This window comes from Bacillus cereus group sp. RP43 (assembly GCF_040459645.1).
In the GTDB taxonomy this organism is placed as follows: Bacteria; Bacillota; Bacilli; order Bacillales; family Bacillaceae_G; genus Bacillus_A; species Bacillus_A mycoides_C.
Genome location: NZ_JARVHQ010000001.1, coordinates 4,760,592 through 4,777,877, shown reverse-complemented (window position 1 = coordinate 4,777,877; position 17,286 = coordinate 4,760,592). Strand labels below are relative to the sequence as shown.

The window sequence follows — 17,286 nt, the reverse complement described above, 5'->3', positions numbered from 1 at the left end:
TTATCAATATTGATTCTTTAAATACTATAATTTTATATAGGTGTATTGTCAATAGTGATTTTGATTGTAAAATTAATAAAAACAAGTTATATTTTATTGAGAATGATAATCAATTATTAATAGCTGAGGAGTGGGCATGAATGAATCAAGAAGAATTGTTTGATGTAACCGTGATAGGCGGAGGACCTGCAGGACTTTATTCAGCGTTTTATAGTGGACTAAGAGAGATGAAAACGAAAATAATAGAGTTTCAACCACAGTTAGGTGGTAAAATACATGTTTATCCGGAGAAAATGATTTGGGATATTGGCGGATTATTACCAGTTACTGGTGAGAAATTAATTGAGCAACTTGTACAACAAGGATTAACATTTCATCCTGAAGTTGTATTGAATACAAAAATAGAATCAATTATTCGTAATCAGGATGGCATTTTTACGTTGAAAACAAGTTCTGGGGAAGAACATTTTTCAAAAACAGTAATCGTTGCAACTGGGAGTGGTATATTGAATCCACAAAAGTTATCAATTGAAGGTGCGGAGAGATTCGAAGTCTCTAATTTAAATTATACAGTTAAATCGTTAAAACGTTTCAAAGATAAAACGGTAATTATTTCAGGCGGAGGGAACTCTGCAATTGATTGGGCGAACGAATTAGAACCAATCGCGAAAAAAGTTTATTTAACATATAGAAAAGAAGAATTATCTGGTCATGAAGCACAAGTAAAACAACTTATGAATAGTTCGGCAGAATGTTTCTTTAATACATCGATTACAAAATTAATTGCCGGTGATAACCATGAAGCGATTGAACATGTAGAATTAACAAATCATGAAACTGGAGAGGTTTCTCATTTATCTGTTGAAGAAGTTATTATTAATCATGGATATGAACGTGACATTACATTATTGGAAAATAGTGAGCTAGATGTCGCTATTGTTGATAATTATTATATTGCAGGGAATGCAAATAGTGAGTCCTCGGTAGACGGATTATATGCCGCTGGAGATATTTTGAAGCATGACGGAAAACTACATTTAATTGCAGGAGCGTTCCAAGATGCTGGAAATGCTGTGAATAAAGCGAAACAATTTATTCAACCAGATGCAAGTGAGTACGGAATGGTTTCTTCGCATAATGAAGTATTTAAGAAGAGAAATCGAGAATTGATAAAGCAGATGATGAATTAATAAAGAAACAAGTATACCCCCATTTACATCTCTATTTCTATGGAAGAGAGGTGTAAATGGGGGTTTTCCTGTTTACTATATTTTCAATCATTATCATGACACCGTTTTCATTAGTTCATGTCATATGAATGTATTTCTGCAAAATGGGAATACAAAGACCTGAACGTTTTATTTGTAAATCTTTCTTGAAAACAATGAATCTATGCTTGATTGGTGCTGGTCAATATCAAATTATGCCGTCCCTTTTGCTTGTTCATTAGGGAATGGAATATTTTGTATAGAAGCAATATATTGTTTTCCGTGTTGTCGAGCTAATGATTCTAATATTTGACGAACGCGTTTTGTAAGATGGCCTTGTTTTTTTATAGCCTCACAATATGCGTCATAGAAAACGTATTTAGCCCAAAGGAAATCATCTTGTTGGAACAAGAAATGATTTTTGTACCATTCACCAATCGTATGATAGCAATTGTTTTCATGTACTGCTGCACTTTGTGAAAGAATACGATCGGATAAAGAATTAGATAGATGAGAAATTGTGTTTTCTGTTTCAACTTGTAATGTTTTTTCTAACATTGTAATGATGTGACGAGTAGCCATATGTTAACTCTCCTTTGTGTAAATGGGTAATACCATTCTATATTTAAAAAAATACTTACTATACTATTATACAATATATGGAATGCATCTACCTGCTTTTTAATTTGTATTTACAAAATCTTTTTTATTTGTTTACAAAAATAAAGTAAGATACAGTATATATATGAAAAAATAATAAAGGAATGAACACATTGTATATAACGATAGAAGAGGCTGCGGAGTATTTGAAATTACCAAAATCGTATGTTGAAGACTTAATTCAGCAAAAGAAAATTCGTGCACTGTTTGATGGAGAGCAATATTTAATAAACAAGGAACAGTTTAATACACATTTAGAACAAATGGAGAAATATAAGCAGTTAGTGGAAGAAATATTAAACGAACCAATTCCAGAAGATATGGATGTTAAAGACGAAGATTAAATTTATAAAAGCCCCCCGTATTAAGATATGCAGAAATGTATCTTAATACGGGGGGTTTTTATATTAAGGGATGAAAAAGTCATCCAAAATCCTAGAGTTACTTTAAGGGAAAGAAGATTTTATAGGGATTAGTACTATTAGTTAAAAGCATATTTTTTCATAGCGGGGACAAACATAGCGAACATAACCTGTACAGATACATATACTATCAGTGCAAAAGCTTATAAATTAATGGAAGGGGTTTTCTCGTGAGTTTATTTCATTGGGATTTTTTGAAAGAATTAATTGGATCTTATGTAAGAGTAAACAGAGGTGGACCGGAATCTCAAAAAGGAATAATAGTGTCAGTATGTACGGACTACTTCGTATTACAGAATGAAAAAGGAGAGTACCATTACTACCAGCTTCGCCATCTGAAAAGCATTACAAAAAATACGAAAGATGGTGGGATAGGTGATTCTGTATGGTCGGAAGAAGACAGTGCAGAAGACTTTGAAACGCTACTTCAAGGCTTCAAATACCGCTGGGTGAAAATTAATCGTGGTGGTCCAGAGAAAATTGAAGGTATTTTACAAGATGTTTCTAGCGATTATGTAACGTTAATTATAAAAGAAGAAGTTGTACTAATTGCACTATCTCATATTAAAAGTGTTAATTATAATGCACCAGTAAGTGGAGAGAGCGATGAGAGTAGTGATGAGAGTAGCGATGAGAAAAGTAATGAAAACAGTAATAATTCAGGTCGCGCTCGTGCACAAAGACAATCAAGTAGAGGAAGATAATAAGAAAGGAGGGTACAAAATTGGAGAGTGTATTATGCTGTGATCAAATTAAAGGTTTAGTCGGTGAAAATGTAAAAGTAAATCTTCGCGGACCAGAAAGTAGAGTAGGTGTACTCGTATCATTAGGAAAAGATTACCTTACACTACAATTGCCTCTTGGAGAATTAGTATATTACCAGTTGAAACATGTGAAGAGTCTAGTCAGGAAAGTGAAAGAAGCACCGGGAGAATATGGTTCATGTTTCTATGCTGATGAAGATACTTTTTTAGATGTATTAAATGACTTGAAGTATAAATGGATAAAGATTAATCGTGGTGGACCAGAGTGTGTGGAAGGTTTATTAAGTGATATCCATGATGGAAGTATTACACTAGTAAATGGTGATGAGGTCATTTATATAATTAATTCTCATATTAAGAGTGTGAGTCAAATAGTTAAAAACAAAAAGAATGAAGAAGAATAATGTTTAATAAATAAAAGGGGCATTATGATTGAAAGTGAAGAATGATTTCATATTTCGCTGCAATTATTTCGCGGTATATGAAAAGGAATTTCTTACTATTAAAAGACAGAACATTGCCCCTGATTATTTTTTTGAAATGGAAGACAGAAAAGCGCAATTTCATAGAAAGGAGGATATAGATGAATGAGTTAAACAAGAACATTGGGGAAAATATATACGTTAAATTAATCGGTGAAAAAAGGTTTAGAGGTATATTAATTGATGTAGGGAATGATATTGTTGTTCTATACAATGGACAAGACTATGTATATATATCTTTATACCATATCCAATATTATAGATTTTTAAGAGAGTATGATGAAGAAATATTGAAACCAGATGTGGATTCTGTAATTAAGAGGGAATCACCTTCAATTTCTTTGAGAAAAGTATTAAGCACCTCTAAAGGGATTTTTACAGAAATTTATGTGGCAGGAAATGCCCCGATACATGGTTATGTTACAAGTGTAATGAACGATTATATTGTTTTTTATAGCCCGGTTTATAAAACGGTATATATATCTTTAAAGCATTTGAAATGGTTAATTCCCTATAAAGAGAACCAAGTACCTTATTCCCTCAATAAAAATGAACTCCCCGTAAATCCATTAAATATTACTTTAGCTAGAACGTTCGAAGAACAGCTTATTAAAATGTCTGGGAAAATTATGGTGTTTGATTTAGGTGAAGAATCTAACAAAATCGGAAAGATGGCGAAAATTGATGAAGGGCATATTGAAATATTAAAAGCCCGTGACGCAAAAATGTATGTGAATATTCAACATGTGAAATCGGTCCATTGTCCGTAGGTTAGTTAAAAGGGCTGGCTTTTTCTTTTATATATACGGAAGAAAAGGTCGAGCCTATTTGTTTACCGCTATTTGGATATGAGAGGGCAAGTGAATTGAATATATAAGTATGTTACTGTTTTTACTTATACAGAGGTAATCTTGTACTAAATTATAAAAAAGATGTACGAGCTACCTTTTGGTGTATTCAACTCACTTTTGAGGAAGTGCTGCTCAACTACTTTATTAAAGGGGTTTTGTTTGTGGAGCAGTTTCCAAATTCGTTTTCGATTACGTTGCTTGGCAGTGCTGGTGGAGCAGCAAAAGCAGTGTTAGCAATTTTGAATCAAGCGGTAGTAAATGAAAAAGATCCAATTTATGAAGTGATAAAGAATGTAAACTTCCATTTAGTGGATATAAAACAAAAAGATAAAAGTTATTATGATGAGTTATTTCCAAATCTGAAAGAGCAATTTTTTTTATATGAAATAAACCTTCAAGATGTAGTCAAATTTAAACAACATTTAAAGGAAAAAAGAACGAAGGTTGTTATTGATGTTTCAGGTGCAGATACGATTAGGGTACTGAGTTGTTGTAATGACCTTGGCATTTGTTATATTAATTCGGCTTTGGAAAATGAGGCAGTAGATCAAGATGATAGTTTACTTGGTTTTCAGCTTACGGAAAGGTATATGAGGTTTGAAAAGGAGAAAGAAACATTTACAAATACAAGAGCGATTATAGGATCAGGTATGAATCCGGGTGTTGTTCAATGGATGGTTGTTGAGCTTATGAAAGAACGTCCAAATGAAAAGCCAAGAGCATGTTATATTGTAGAACATGACAATTCATTTTTGAATGATAAAGAGCTTATAAAACCTCATACACTTTATGCATCATGGGCAGTTGAGCGTTTTCTTGATGAAGCGATATGGAGTTATCCTATGTATATGAGTCATCATCGTTCACTTTATTTTTATGAGGATGTATATGCTTCAGAGTATAAAGTGAAGTTAGGAGCAAAAGAATTTTATGGTTGCTTAATGCCGCATGAGGAAGTCTTAATTTTAGGGAAAACTTTTAATATGGAAGTTGGTTTTCTTTATCGGATTAATGAATATACAACAAATTTAATTAGACAGAACTTAGATAAAGTAGAAGATTTATGGAATTGGAATCGTAAAGTATTTAATCCTGCAGAAGAAGAGATTACGGGAGAGGACTTAGTTGGTGTGTTACTCGTATATGAAAATAGCGAGACCTACATGTATAATGTAATGAATAGTAGCCAAGTTTTTCAAAAGTATAAAACAAATGCAACTTACTTCCAAGTAGGATGTGGGATTTATGCGGGCTTGTGTAGTTTACTTTTAGATACCTTTGGACAAGGTGCTTATTATGTAGAAGAATTATTATTAAATACTGAAAGTAAGTATGGGGAATATTTAAATTTATATATGAAGGATTTTGTAATAGGGCATAATAATTTTACAGATGGATTGCTACATGATAGGGTAAGGTGGTTATAAATTGTGACTGAAAAGGAAGGAGCTGTATCTCCTTCCTTTTAGTATTAGAAGGTCACATATTGCCCTGAAAGCAATTTCATATTTATAATTTAAAGAGATAACATTTGAAATGTTTTTTGGGGATTGATCAAGAGGAGTTTTTATATGAACAAATACAAGAGCTTGATTTATGAAGAAAGAGAAGCTTTAAAAGTATTTATATTATTATTCTATATTATATTCTTTTCATATGACGTTATCTATTATTTCGTTTATCCCGCTATGAATATTAATGAAGCAAGGGTAGGATGGCCAGAAGGTGGTATGGGAATAGGTGTATATATATTAGTAATATCTTTATTTCCTATTTCAATATATCTTCAAAAACAAGGTTATGTATATTTTGTGAAATACTTATTTTTAATTGGGTACATGCTTATTGATCTTATTAATAACTTAATGATTTATTTACACAGTGATCGTATTTTTGAAAATGGAAATATGGTTGAAATATTTTTAATTCTATTTGCACCGATTTTCGTGAACAGAAAATATTTTTATTTCGTTTCCTGTAGTGTAATTGGAAAATATGTATTTTTTACTTTGATATTACAAGATGTAAAAGTTGTGATTCCGCTTGTATTATGTATATTCTTTTTCATCATTTCGCATTCTTTATTAAGGAGATTTCAATCTTATGTAAGGACAGTTGTTGAGATGATGAACAGTATGAAAGAGACAGAAAATTTAACGGTTATTGGGACTATGTCTACAACAATCGCTCATGAAATTCGAAATCCATTAACAGCTTTAAAAGGATTTACACAAATTCAAAAAGAAAGAAATCCTGAAGATACGATGAGCTATGAGATTATGCTGCAAGAAATTGAGAGAATTAATGGGTTTGTTAGTGAATTGATGTTATTAGGAAAACCGAAACCAACAAATTATGAATGGTGTAATATACGGGAAATTCTTTTATATGTTGTACAGTTAATGGAAAGCTATGCGACTCAATATAAAGTGGAATTTCATTTGCAAGTAGATGGAAATTTACCCGTTATAAATGGTGATGACAAGCAATTAAAACAAGTGTTGTTAAATATCATCAAAAATGGAATTGAATCGATGCCAGAAGGTGGAGATATTCAGATTCGCGCATATGAAAAAGCTGGAGAGAACTTGTGTATTTCTGTTGAAGATCAAGGTTTTGGGATAGAAAATGAGGAAATAGAAAAAATCGGAAAAGCTTTTTATACAACAAAAGAGAATGGTACAGGTCTTGGATTAATGATTACATATAAAATTATTGAGGAACATCAAGGGAGTATCGCGATTCAAAGTAGCATGGGCGTAGGAACGAAAGTGGAAATTTATTTACCAGCAGTGTAGTACATTAGAAGAAACTATTTTTCAGAAAAGTGTTCTTGTTGTGTAAATATAAACATTTTATAAAATGTTTCAAGAAGGGTTTTTTTTATAAAACACTTCGTTTATAATGGAGGAAAATATCGACATAGAGCTTGTAGCTCGTGTAACGGTTCGGTAGTGTTATGAAAAGAAAAGAAGGGGTGCACGCGCATCCTTTTTTCTATGCAGATATGATGAAAGGGGTGGTATGATGGAATTAACATTAAATTCGACTGTATGTTTACACACGATTCAATTTCGAAAAGAGCAAAAGAACTATATTGTAAAAGATACGATTACAGGAGAGACATATGAAATGCCGCCACTTTGGATTGATGCACTGGCAATGATGCGTGACGGTTTTTTATTGGGAGAAATTGAGGAGAAATTAAAAGAAGAGTATCCGGCCGAAGAAGTAAATATGGTAGCATTTACGAGGCAACTGTTAGAGCTAGAACTTGTCGAAATGGTAGATGGAGAAGAGATAGCTTGTACAAAGAAGAAAGATAAAGATTATTTAGCTTGGGTACGCCCAAGGGTGGAACAATTCTTTCTTAACTTAAATAAAAAATATAAAAGCAAAGGTCAAAAGTGATCTTTGCTTTTTTTGTAGACCATGTTTAAAAAATAACAGCGAATGCCCTTGCGAAAGCACCGTCACTATTTTTAATTTTTAAAGGTGCTGCTGAGAAAAAGAATCGTTTCGCTTTAATGGCATCTAGATTTGTTAAATTTTCAATTAAATAAATATTATTCCCTAGTAATATGTGATGAATCGGTGATGTTTCTGTCGTTACCTCATCAGGAGAAATAAAATCTAAACCGACAGATTTTACTTTTAATTGAACTAGTTCTTCAGCTAATTCTTCGGAAAGATAAAACGCTTCTTTCTCATAAGCTTCGGTATTCCATTTATTAGATAGATTGGAATGGAAAATGACAATATCGCCTTCTTTTATGTCGACAGTATGTAATACTTCCTTAGGTAATTTTCGCTCTTGAACATGAGTCACATCGATAAGAACAGCTTCGCCTACAAATTGATTTAGGGGTAATTGATCAATAGTGGTTGCGCCTGAAATGAAATGAGCAGGAGCATCACAATGCGTACCAACATGAACGACAGAATGAAAATTCGTAACTTGATAACCTGATTCTTCAACGCTTGTAATGGCTTCTAGTTGAATTTTTGGTGTTCCAGGAAATTGAGACATATTATTTTCAAACGTTTGTGATAGATCAATTACTTTCATTTTACATACCTCCAATATATTTTTTAAAAATAATAAAAAGCCCTTCCTTCATAATCAAGAAAGATGAGCTTTACATACTAGTTGAGTTTTATCTTCCAAAATGCAATGCATTTTGCAGGAATTAGCACCTATTCAGTTTGCATAAACTGAGGTTGCTGGGCTTCAAAGGGCCGGTCCCTCTGCCTCTCTTGATAAAGGTTTATTCAGTTTTAAATTCGGAATATTCGAGATATTTAGATTGTAATTCATTTCCTTTTTTCGTGCAATACAAAATAGGTATTCACCCAAATAAAGGTTCTCGCATATTGTAGCTTATGTAAGTAGAATGCTGCGAAGGGGTGGGTGCAGTGACAGGTAATGTATTGAACTATTTTGCTGGTGGAAATACAGCTAGGGGATTTTATAGCTTGTATGAAGAGAGTTTAAAAGGGCTAGATAGGTTATTTATTTTAAAAGGCGGTCCAGGAACAGGGAAGTCTTCTTTAATAAAAGCAATTGGGCGTGAATGGACTGGAAAAGGATATGATATTGAATTTTTACATTGTTCTTCTGATAATAAGTCAGTTGACGGTGTAATTATTCCGAAGCTAAATGTAGGAATTGTCGATGGGACATCGCCACACGTTATAGAGCCGAAAATGCCTGGAGTTGTAGAGGAGTATATAAATTTAGGCGTTGCTTGGGACTCAGATAAATTAAGAAAGAAAAAATTAGAGATTGAACGATTTGTTTCAGAAGCAAGTAAAGCCTTTCAAGCAGCTTACGGGTGTTTTAAAGAGGCTCTAGTTATACATGATGAGTGGGAGAAAATATATATTAATAACATTGATTTTAATAAAGCAAACGAATTAACAAATCAGCTTATACAGAAATTGTTTGCAGATAAAGGCGGGAAGAAATCAATTGTGAAACATCGTTTCTTAGGGGCTGCTACACCGAAGGGAGCAGTTGATTTCGTTCCTAATTTGACAGAAGGGCTTCCGCATCGCTATTTTATAAAAGGTCGCCCAGGTTCTGGAAAATCAACGATGCTTAAAAAATTAGCTAAGGCAGCAGAAGAAAAAGGTTTTGAAGTAGAAGTGTATCATTGTGGATTTGACCCAAATAGTCTCGATATGATTATCGTAAGGGAATTAGGATTTGCAATTTTTGATAGCACAGCACCGCATGAATACTTCCCAAGCCGTGAGGGGGATGAGATTATCGATATGTATGATCTCATTGTTGCACCAGGGACAGATGAGAAGTATGCTACGGAAATTCGCGACGTTTCAATTCAGTATAAAACAAAAATGAATGAGGCGATGTCTTTCTTAGCAAAGGCAAAATCAGTTCGTGATAAATTAGAACGAATTTATATTGCCGCTATGGATTTTTCAAAAGTTGATGCATATAAAGAAGAAATCCAAAAAGAGATTGAACGAATTGCAGTTACTGTAATTGAAAAGAAAAAATAGGTATTTTGTTAGGCTGTCGGGAACTTTCTGACAGCTATTTTAGTATGTAGTAAAATTAGTCTTATATTTGTCGAATTTCCAGGGAAATGATCAAAAAATGGGGAGGGTATGAAATGAGAGAGAAAATTGAGTTGGAACTAGAAAGAATTGAAAAAGAGAATGATGTGAAAATTTTATTTGCTGTAGAATCAGGGAGCAGGGCGTGGGGATTTCCATCGAAAGATAGCGATTATGATGTTAGGTTTGTTTATATACGTCCTGTAGAATGGTATTTATCAATTCATGATAAACGTGATGTAATCGAGTATCCAATTAGTGATGATTTAGATATAAGTGGCTGGGATATTAAAAAGGCATTGCAACTATTTGCAAAGTCAAATCCAGCGTTACTCGAATGGATTCGATCACCAATTTTTTATTCGAAAAACTCTAGCCTTCCAGAACAACTTCAGCAAATGAGTGAAAAGGATTTTGATCCGAAATCAACAATATATCATTACTTACATATGGCTTCAAAAAACTATCGTGAATTTTTACAAGGTGAAAATGTAAAGTTGAAAAAGTACTTTTACGTATTACGTCCTATTTTAGCGTGCAAATGGTTAGAGGAGAAGGCGACATTGCCTCCTGTAGAATTTGACCGGTTAATTACAGAACTATCAGTAGAACGTAGTGTATTGAATGAAATTGAAAAGTTGTTAATAAAGAAAAAAGCGGGTACTGAATTAGATATCGGTTTAAAAATTAATGTACTAAATCAATTTTTAGAAGAGCAAATTGATTATTATCAGCAATACGTGAAAGGTATTAAAAAGGGACTAGGAATAGATATTGAAAGCTTAAATACATTATTTCGAGATATGTTGTTTGAGTTATGTAAAAAAGAGCACAAGTAAGTCTGTGCTCTTTTTTAGTTTTTAGGAATAAAGAAAACAGATATAGCTGCGATAAGGCCTGCAAATGAGAATAAGTAAAAATTCCACGCCAGATCATATTGCATTGTTATAATAATACCAACAAGAATAGGGCCAGCAATCGCACCAATTCGCCCAAGGCCAAGCCCCCAGCCTAAAGAGGTAGCTCGGATATGGGATGGGAAGTATTGTGTTACATATGCATTTAATATTTGAGTAATACCGACTGATCCAATTCCAGCAAGACCAATTAAAAGATAAATGATTGTAATGGAGGGTTTGATTGTTAATAGTCCGATGCATATGGCTGCCATAAGATAGGAGATGCTAATAACAATTTTTGCTCCTATACGATCGGCAATCGCCCCGGCAAATAATGCGCCGATAGCTGCAGTAATATTTAGCATAAGTAGAAATGATAAACTAGATCCAAGAGGATATCCTGCTTGGCGCATCAGCTGTGGTAACCAAGTATTTAAACCGTATATTAAAAACATTCCCATTATATAAGTGGTCCAGAAAAGTAGAGTTGCTTTTATGTATTCTTTTGAGAATAACGTAAGAAATCCATTTTTCTTTTGTGTATTAGATGGTGTTTCAGAAATTTCTTTTTTTACATGTAATTCAATTTGAAAACGATCACGAATTTTTTTCGCTTCTTCTTGCCGATTACGTGATAACAAAAATTGAATGGACTCAGGTAAATAACGAACAATGAAAGGAATGAGAAGTAGCGGAATCATTCCGATGCCAAACATAATTCTCCATCCGAGATCTTCTAACATAAACATGGATAAAATAGCACCTAACACGATACCTAAAGGATAGCCGGTAAACATAAGAGCATAAATAAAAGATTGCCGTTTTTTTGGTGAATATTCAACAGTAAGTGCGGAAGCCGTTGGGATAACACCGCCTAATCCGATTCCTCCGATAAATCGAGATAGCCCGAATAATTCCGGAGAAGGAGCAATTGCTGCTAAGCCCATTGTGATAGAAAAAAGAGCTAAACAGCATATAAGTGTCCACTTTCGTCCAATTAAATCTGTAATGGTTCCGACTAGAATAGCGCCAATAAACATCCCAAATAGAGCATAGCTGGCAATTGTTCCAGCGTGGGCTGGTGATAGTGCCCAGCTGTTGTCTTCTAGGAGTTTTGGTAGAACGGCACCGTAAATACCTAAATCATATCCGTCAGCTAGAATGGCTAGCCAACAAATAAAAACAACAAGTTTTGTAATAGAACTTGAAAAGATAGTTTCTGTAGATTCTAGATGAGGTGGAGCAGAAGGTTGCATAGTTATTCACCCCTTTTATTCCGCTATTTGCGGGCAGTAAGACTCCCAACTCAAATTAGGCACATGCGAGGAAGTTAGGTGGGAGATTAACTGCACGTAAAAGCCCGATTGGTGTGGGCTAATAATCAGAGGGGGATGGACAAAAACCTCCTCTGATTAAAGTTTCACTTTATTTGTAGATGAATATATTATTTTACTTTATGTTAATATTTTCCTTCTTGTATCGAAATTTATCTGAAAAGGTGTCATGAAAAACAAAGAAGTTCAACAGGATTCCCGTTGAACTTCTTTGTTTTTTTATTCGTTATCAACTCGCTTTAATGGTTGATCTGCTGGACCTTCCATAACATCCCCATCAATTGAAAAACGGGAACCGTGACAAGGGCAATCCCAAGTACAATCACCGTTATTCCATTCAACTTCACAGCCGAGGTGTGTGCAAGTTGTATCGACGATATGTAATTTTCCTTCTTTATCTTTATAAGCACCTGCTCGTTTACCGTTGACATGTACAACAGATCCTTCGCCAACTTCAAGATCTTCTGGCTTACGTAATGCGGTTTCAATTTTTCCTTCAATTAAGTGTTTAGCAACATCAATGTTCTGAGAGAGGAAAGTTTTTATATCTGGATTTGCATGAAAGCGTGATGGTGCAAACAGTTCTTTATACGGACTGTGGACTTTTAGAATGGAGTCCTTCAGTAAATGAGCTGCTGCAGTTCCAGTCGTCATTCCCCATTTACGATATCCAGTTGCCACAAATATATTTGGATTCCTTTCGTTAATATGTCCGATATAAGGAAGCTTATCTAGCGTGATTAAATCTTGTGCTGACCATCTATAGGGAACTTCATCTACTCCAAAAGTTGCTTCAGCAAAAGAGTAGAGTGCTTCGTAATGAAGCATCGTATTTATTCCTTGTCCTGTTTTATGACTCTCTCCGCCGATTAATATTAGCTTTTCTCCATTGCTTGTCGTATAACGTATGGAGCGTTTTGGATCATCGATATTTAAATACATGCCCCCTGGATAATCCGTTTTTGCTTTTATTGCGAGAGCATAGGAGCGTTCTGCATACATTCGCGTAAAGAAAAAGCTATTAGCATCATAAAAAGGAAAATGTGAACAAGAGACAATATAATTACAAGTGATGCGATGGTCACCCTTTGTAATTACTTGTGGATAATCTCCTTTTTCCACATCAATAGCTGTTGTTTGCTCATAAACTTTTCCGCCCATTTCCACAAACTTTTCTAAAAGTGTTTTTAAATAAAGGAGGGGATGGAATTGCGCTTGATTTTTCATCACAAGTGCAGATTGTACTGGAATAGGAATCGACAGGGATTGAACATAGTCGCAAGGAATATTTAATTTTTGATAGGCTTCATATTCTTTCGTTAAAGTTCGCAGGCCATTATTGGTAGTTGTATATAAATACGAATCTTCATTTGTGAAATTACAGTCGATTTTATATGTTTGCACAGTGTCATTTATGAATTGGAGAGCGTGATTATTTGATTCGTAGTAAAGCCTGGCTTTTTCCACACCGAAATGATTTATTAATTCGTCGTAAATAAGATCATGTTGTGCTGTTACTTTTGCTGTTGTATGCCCAGTTGTTCCATTTAAAATAAGACCAGAATCAATTAAAACAACGTCGATGCCTTCTTTTGCAAGTAAATAGGCAGTAGTAATACCTGTAATACCAGCACCGATAACAGCAACTTTCGTCTTTATATTTTCGGATAAACGAGGGAAAGTAGGAAACGGAGTAGATTCAATCCAATAAGATAACGGCAGTTGTGGAAATGTATCACTTGTCATTGTGGAAACCTCCTGATTTTAGAACAATTTTCCTTTTAATATTTCCATATTATATGAAATTCATGTGTGTTATTTTAAAAGGAGTCTCCTTTTATTAAAAGAGGGATTAAATTATTTTGATATAATTAATTTGATAGGGCATTATGAAGAAGTAGGATTTATATAAAACTAAATTTAAGTGATTCCGTTTGTTGATTATATAGAGAGTTCTTGAATGAGATAGAGTCCATTGTGTTTAAGTATATGTATATATATAGTGGATAAATCCTTATGAAATCTATACTCTTTCTTTAGTGAAATAAAGTATAATTATAAAAATATAACCAACTTTTATTACTAGGTCATAAAAGTTGTTGACAATATAGAAATTCTATTGTTATGATTCATCATGTGGAAAGGTTGATAGAGAGTAAAAAGAGAAATGTTTTTCATTGATAATAAAAGCGAAAAATAAGTGACGATAGAGTGAGTATATTTTCCTTATAATAGATGCTTTTTTAATCACCTAGTAAAATCAATCTGGAAGCAAGAATTGATATATGTAAGTTGCGCAAGGCGCGGCATAAGAAAGGGGCAAAAGGATGAAGGAGCTTCATACGTTTGGGTGGTATGCAGCACGTGTATCACCACATTTGCCGAAAAAAGCATTTAAACCAGTGCCTGCTCGTTTATTTGGTGGACTGGCTTATTTGCTTGTGGCATTGGCGGGGTTAATATCGATTGGTGTATTTGAATTGAATGTGTGGGCGAATCTAGGAATTGCGATTGTTCTTGGATTATGTTTTGCTTCACTTGGATTTTTAGGGCATGAAATTTTACATGGAACAGTTGTGAGAAAGGCATGGCTTCGTGATTTCTTAGGCGCGATTGCATTTATGCCATTATCAACAGGGCCAAAGCTTTGGAGAAAGTGGCATAATGCAACGCATCATGTTCATACACAGCATGAAGAGAATGATCCGGATGCATGGCCGACATTTGAGAAACTGAAAAAAAGTAAGTTTTTGAGTTGGGTATATCGTATGCCTCTACATGTACGTTCATTCTTTAGTTTTCTGTCACTAACAATTCAATTTACATTGCATTCGACTCGAATGTTCTTTCATTTTATAAAAGAGTTCAAGTCATCCAATCAAAAATCTGTATGGCTTCAACTTCTTTTGCCTTGGACAGTTTGGATTAGTTTATTGTTTATTATGGGACCTGGAAAATGGTTATTTGCATATGTCATTCCATTGTTAATTGCTAACTTTATTGTAATGGCATATATCGCAACAAATCACCGCTTAAATCCAATTGTTCCAGTAAATGATCCGTTAGCAAACTGTTTATCAGTAACAGTACCGCGCTGGGTAGACGTTTTACATTTCAATTTCTCGTACCATACAGAACATCATCTGTTTCCTGCTATGAGTTCTAAATACTATCCATTAGTAAAAGATAAAATTAAAGAAATGTGGCCGGAACGCTATCACGAAATGCCGATGACAAAAGCATTGGCAGCACTTTGGAATACACCACGTGTGTATTATCACGGAAGTGAATTAGTTGATCCGCATAGGGAGCATTTCTATGGTTCTTTAGGAAATGGATTGGATCCTCATAATATTTCATATCGTGAGGAACATATAGAGGAAAAAGAGAGTGTTAAAAAAGTAAATCAATAATAGATATATTTTACGATGAAAAAGCAAGCTCTCTTAGAGCTTGCTTTTTGTTATAAAGAGACTTCTTTCTTGTTCTTCGTCTTGACGTGGACAGAGTTATTTTCTTTCCGTTGTAGTCGTTTTTCTAGAAGACTAACAAGATAAGTAAATAGAAGAACTAGTGCGAGATAGTATACACCAACAATGATATATGTATCTAATTGCTGGAAGTTACCTGCGGCAATTGATAAACCGGATCCCCATAATTCGGACATTCCTACATAAGCGACAAGTGAAGAATCTTTTAATCCAATAATAAATTGGTTCCCTAGAGGGGGAAGAGACAGACGAAATGCTTGTGGTAATATAATCCGGCGCATCGCTAAAGGGTAAGGCATCCCTAAAGAGCGAGCAGCTTCCAATTGTCCCCGGTCAACGGATTGAATTGATCCGCGAAAAATTTCAGTAATATATGCACCGTTATGAATTGCTAAAGCGATTGCTCCTGCCCAAAAAGGGGTGAACACAACAACAGATGTAATCCCAAAATAGAGAATAGCAATTTGAACAATTAAAGGTGTACCACGAATAATGGCGATGTATACATGAGCAATACTATTTAAAACCTTATTGTTAGAGATTCGAAAGAACGCGACTAGTAATCCAATTAATGAACCGAGTAATAGGGATGTTAATGTTAATTGTAATGTGACAATAGTAGCCTTTAAGAGTGTGGGATAGGTAGAGATAAAAATTTCAAACATATGTGTCACCTCATATTGGATGGATTTTAGTAGAGAATGAAATGCCCCACATAAAGTGAAACTTTAATCAGTGGGGCATGATTTATGGAAACTTTGAAGAGATAACTTACTTCGTTTTTGCTTCTTCTCCAAGAATATTACGCCCAAACCATTTTTTACTGATTTTTTCATACGTGCCGTCTTTAATGATTTCATCTAGCGCTTTATTTACCTTTTCGACCATGTCTTTATTGTCTTTATGAATAGCAATTCCCATTTCATCAAGGTTTAACGGTTTTCCAGCTTCTTTTATATTGGATTTACCTTCTTTAATCATACGAAGACCAACCATTTGATCAGTAATAACTGCGTCTACACGTCCTGGTTCTAAGTCCATAAGTGCAGTAATATCACTATCATATTCTGTAATTTGATCTGTATATTTTGCAACAAGGGTTTTGAAAGTACTTGCTTTTACAACACCTATTTTTTTACCTTTCAAGTCCTCTGGAGAAGAGATAGATGTATTCTTTTTAGCTACAAAAATTTGTGCACCAGAGCGATAATATGGATTTGAGAAATTCACGGCTTTTAATCGCTCTTCTGTAATAGCCATACTTCCTAATATCACATCATATTTTTTTGATTGTAGACCTTGAATCAATGTTTCCCAAGGATTTGTAACAGGAACAGGTTTCATTCCCATCTTTTTCCCGAGAGCTTCACCTATTTCTACATCAAAACCGACAAGTTTCCCGTCATTTTCTTTATAGTTAAAAGGTTTGTATAAACCACTCATCGCATAACGAAATTCATTTTTACCATTAGATGAAGTAGTAGAGCTTTCCTTACTACAGGCTCCTAGTATGAAGGATGTACATAATGTAATACTCGCAACAATGGTTAATAGTTTTCTTTTCATAAAACCCCTCCTATATATTGATCATA

The 17,286-nt window shown here is 34.1% G+C and carries 17 protein-coding genes and 1 riboswitch; of the genes, 11 read left to right on the top strand and 6 right to left on the bottom strand.

Going from position 1 to position 17,286, the window contains the following annotated elements; all coding sequences use genetic code 11:
• The first annotated feature begins 140 nt into the window (after positions 1-140).
• Positions 141-1,190 (top strand): NAD(P)/FAD-dependent oxidoreductase, encoded by a 1,050-nt coding sequence (locus QCI75_RS24795; protein ID WP_144505251.1) that lies wholly within the window; start codon positions 141-143, stop codon positions 1,188-1,190.
• A gap of 231 nt (positions 1,191-1,421) precedes the next feature.
• On the opposite strand, the gene QCI75_RS24790 is transcribed toward QCI75_RS24795, so the two are convergent.
• Positions 1,422-1,790: a hypothetical protein gene (locus QCI75_RS24790; RefSeq protein ID WP_144505249.1), complete on the bottom strand. Its 369-nt coding sequence runs from the start codon at positions 1,788-1,790 to the stop codon at positions 1,422-1,424.
• A 182-nt stretch (positions 1,791-1,972) separates the two neighbouring features.
• Between QCI75_RS24790 and QCI75_RS24785 the strand changes: the two genes are divergently transcribed.
• From QCI75_RS24785 to QCI75_RS24755, 7 genes are all read left to right on the top strand, one after another.
• Complete coding sequence (locus QCI75_RS24785; RefSeq protein WP_002029523.1) at positions 1,973-2,212, top strand: helix-turn-helix domain-containing protein; 240 nt, start codon at positions 1,973-1,975, stop codon at positions 2,210-2,212.
• A gap of 248 nt (positions 2,213-2,460) precedes the next feature.
• Complete coding sequence (locus tag QCI75_RS24780) at positions 2,461-2,994, top strand: LSm family protein (protein WP_144505247.1); 534 nt, start codon at positions 2,461-2,463, stop codon at positions 2,992-2,994.
• Between the two features lie 20 nt (positions 2,995-3,014).
• Positions 3,015-3,458 carry a hypothetical protein gene (locus QCI75_RS24775; RefSeq protein ID WP_016103225.1) on the top strand — a complete coding sequence of 148 codons (444 nt, stop codon included), beginning with the start codon at positions 3,015-3,017 and terminating at the stop codon, positions 3,456-3,458.
• A 179-nt stretch (positions 3,459-3,637) separates the two neighbouring features.
• Positions 3,638-4,306 carry an LSm family protein gene (locus QCI75_RS24770; RefSeq protein WP_144505245.1) on the top strand — a complete coding sequence of 223 codons (669 nt, stop codon included), beginning with the start codon at positions 3,638-3,640 and terminating at the stop codon, positions 4,304-4,306.
• A gap of 242 nt (positions 4,307-4,548) precedes the next feature.
• Entirely contained in the window at positions 4,549-5,814 is a 1,266-nt protein-coding gene (locus QCI75_RS24765) for an S-adenosylmethionine decarboxylase related protein (protein WP_144505243.1), read from the top strand.
• A 144-nt stretch (positions 5,815-5,958) separates the two neighbouring features.
• On the top strand, positions 5,959-7,185 hold the full coding sequence (locus tag QCI75_RS24760) for an ATP-binding protein (RefSeq protein WP_144505241.1): 1,227 nt from the start codon (positions 5,959-5,961) through the stop codon (positions 7,183-7,185).
• 229 nt (positions 7,186-7,414) lie between these two features.
• Positions 7,415-7,798: a hypothetical protein gene (locus tag QCI75_RS24755; protein ID WP_098779110.1), complete on the top strand. Its 384-nt coding sequence runs from the start codon at positions 7,415-7,417 to the stop codon at positions 7,796-7,798.
• A 25-nt stretch (positions 7,799-7,823) separates the two neighbouring features.
• Here the strand turns inward: QCI75_RS24755 and QCI75_RS24750 are convergent, their stop codons facing one another.
• A complete protein-coding gene (locus QCI75_RS24750) occupies positions 7,824-8,456 on the bottom strand; it encodes a cyclase family protein (RefSeq protein WP_144505239.1) in 633 nt (210 codons plus the stop codon).
• Between the two features lie 85 nt (positions 8,457-8,541).
• Positions 8,542-8,654: riboswitch (SAM riboswitch) on the bottom strand.
• 149 nt (positions 8,655-8,803) lie between these two features.
• Between QCI75_RS24750 and QCI75_RS24745 the strand changes: the two genes are divergently transcribed.
• Both QCI75_RS24745 and QCI75_RS24740 read left to right on the top strand, forming a co-directional pair.
• Positions 8,804-9,913: a PRK06851 family protein gene (locus QCI75_RS24745; protein ID WP_144505237.1), complete on the top strand. Its 1,110-nt coding sequence runs from the start codon at positions 8,804-8,806 to the stop codon at positions 9,911-9,913.
• Positions 9,914-10,026: 113 nt separating this feature from the next.
• On the top strand, positions 10,027-10,809 hold the full coding sequence (locus tag QCI75_RS24740; RefSeq protein ID WP_144505235.1) for a nucleotidyltransferase domain-containing protein: 783 nt from the start codon (positions 10,027-10,029) through the stop codon (positions 10,807-10,809).
• Between the two features lie 14 nt (positions 10,810-10,823).
• On the opposite strand, the gene QCI75_RS24735 is transcribed toward QCI75_RS24740, so the two are convergent.
• The gene (locus tag QCI75_RS24735; protein ID WP_353761357.1) at positions 10,824-12,125 is read right to left on the bottom strand and encodes an MFS transporter; all 1,302 of its coding nucleotides are present in this window, start codon (positions 12,123-12,125) and stop codon (positions 10,824-10,826) included.
• Between the two features lie 297 nt (positions 12,126-12,422).
• Positions 12,423-13,949: an FAD-dependent oxidoreductase gene (locus QCI75_RS24730; RefSeq protein WP_144505232.1), complete on the bottom strand. Its 1,527-nt coding sequence runs from the start codon at positions 13,947-13,949 to the stop codon at positions 12,423-12,425.
• Positions 13,950-14,530: 581 nt separating this feature from the next.
• Here QCI75_RS24730 and desB point away from each other — a divergent pair.
• The gene (gene desB / locus QCI75_RS24725; protein ID WP_144505230.1) at positions 14,531-15,616 is read left to right on the top strand and encodes a Delta(10) desaturase DesB; all 1,086 of its coding nucleotides are present in this window, start codon (positions 14,531-14,533) and stop codon (positions 15,614-15,616) included.
• Positions 15,617-15,666: 50 nt separating this feature from the next.
• On the opposite strand, the gene QCI75_RS24720 is transcribed toward desB, so the two are convergent.
• Positions 15,667-16,359, bottom strand: a complete 693-nt coding sequence (locus QCI75_RS24720) for an amino acid ABC transporter permease (protein WP_105586270.1) — start codon at positions 16,357-16,359, stop codon at positions 15,667-15,669.
• A 106-nt stretch (positions 16,360-16,465) separates the two neighbouring features.
• Positions 16,466-17,260: an ABC transporter substrate-binding protein gene (locus QCI75_RS24715; RefSeq protein WP_144505228.1), complete on the bottom strand. Its 795-nt coding sequence runs from the start codon at positions 17,258-17,260 to the stop codon at positions 16,466-16,468.
• Positions 17,261-17,286 lie beyond the last annotated feature (26 nt).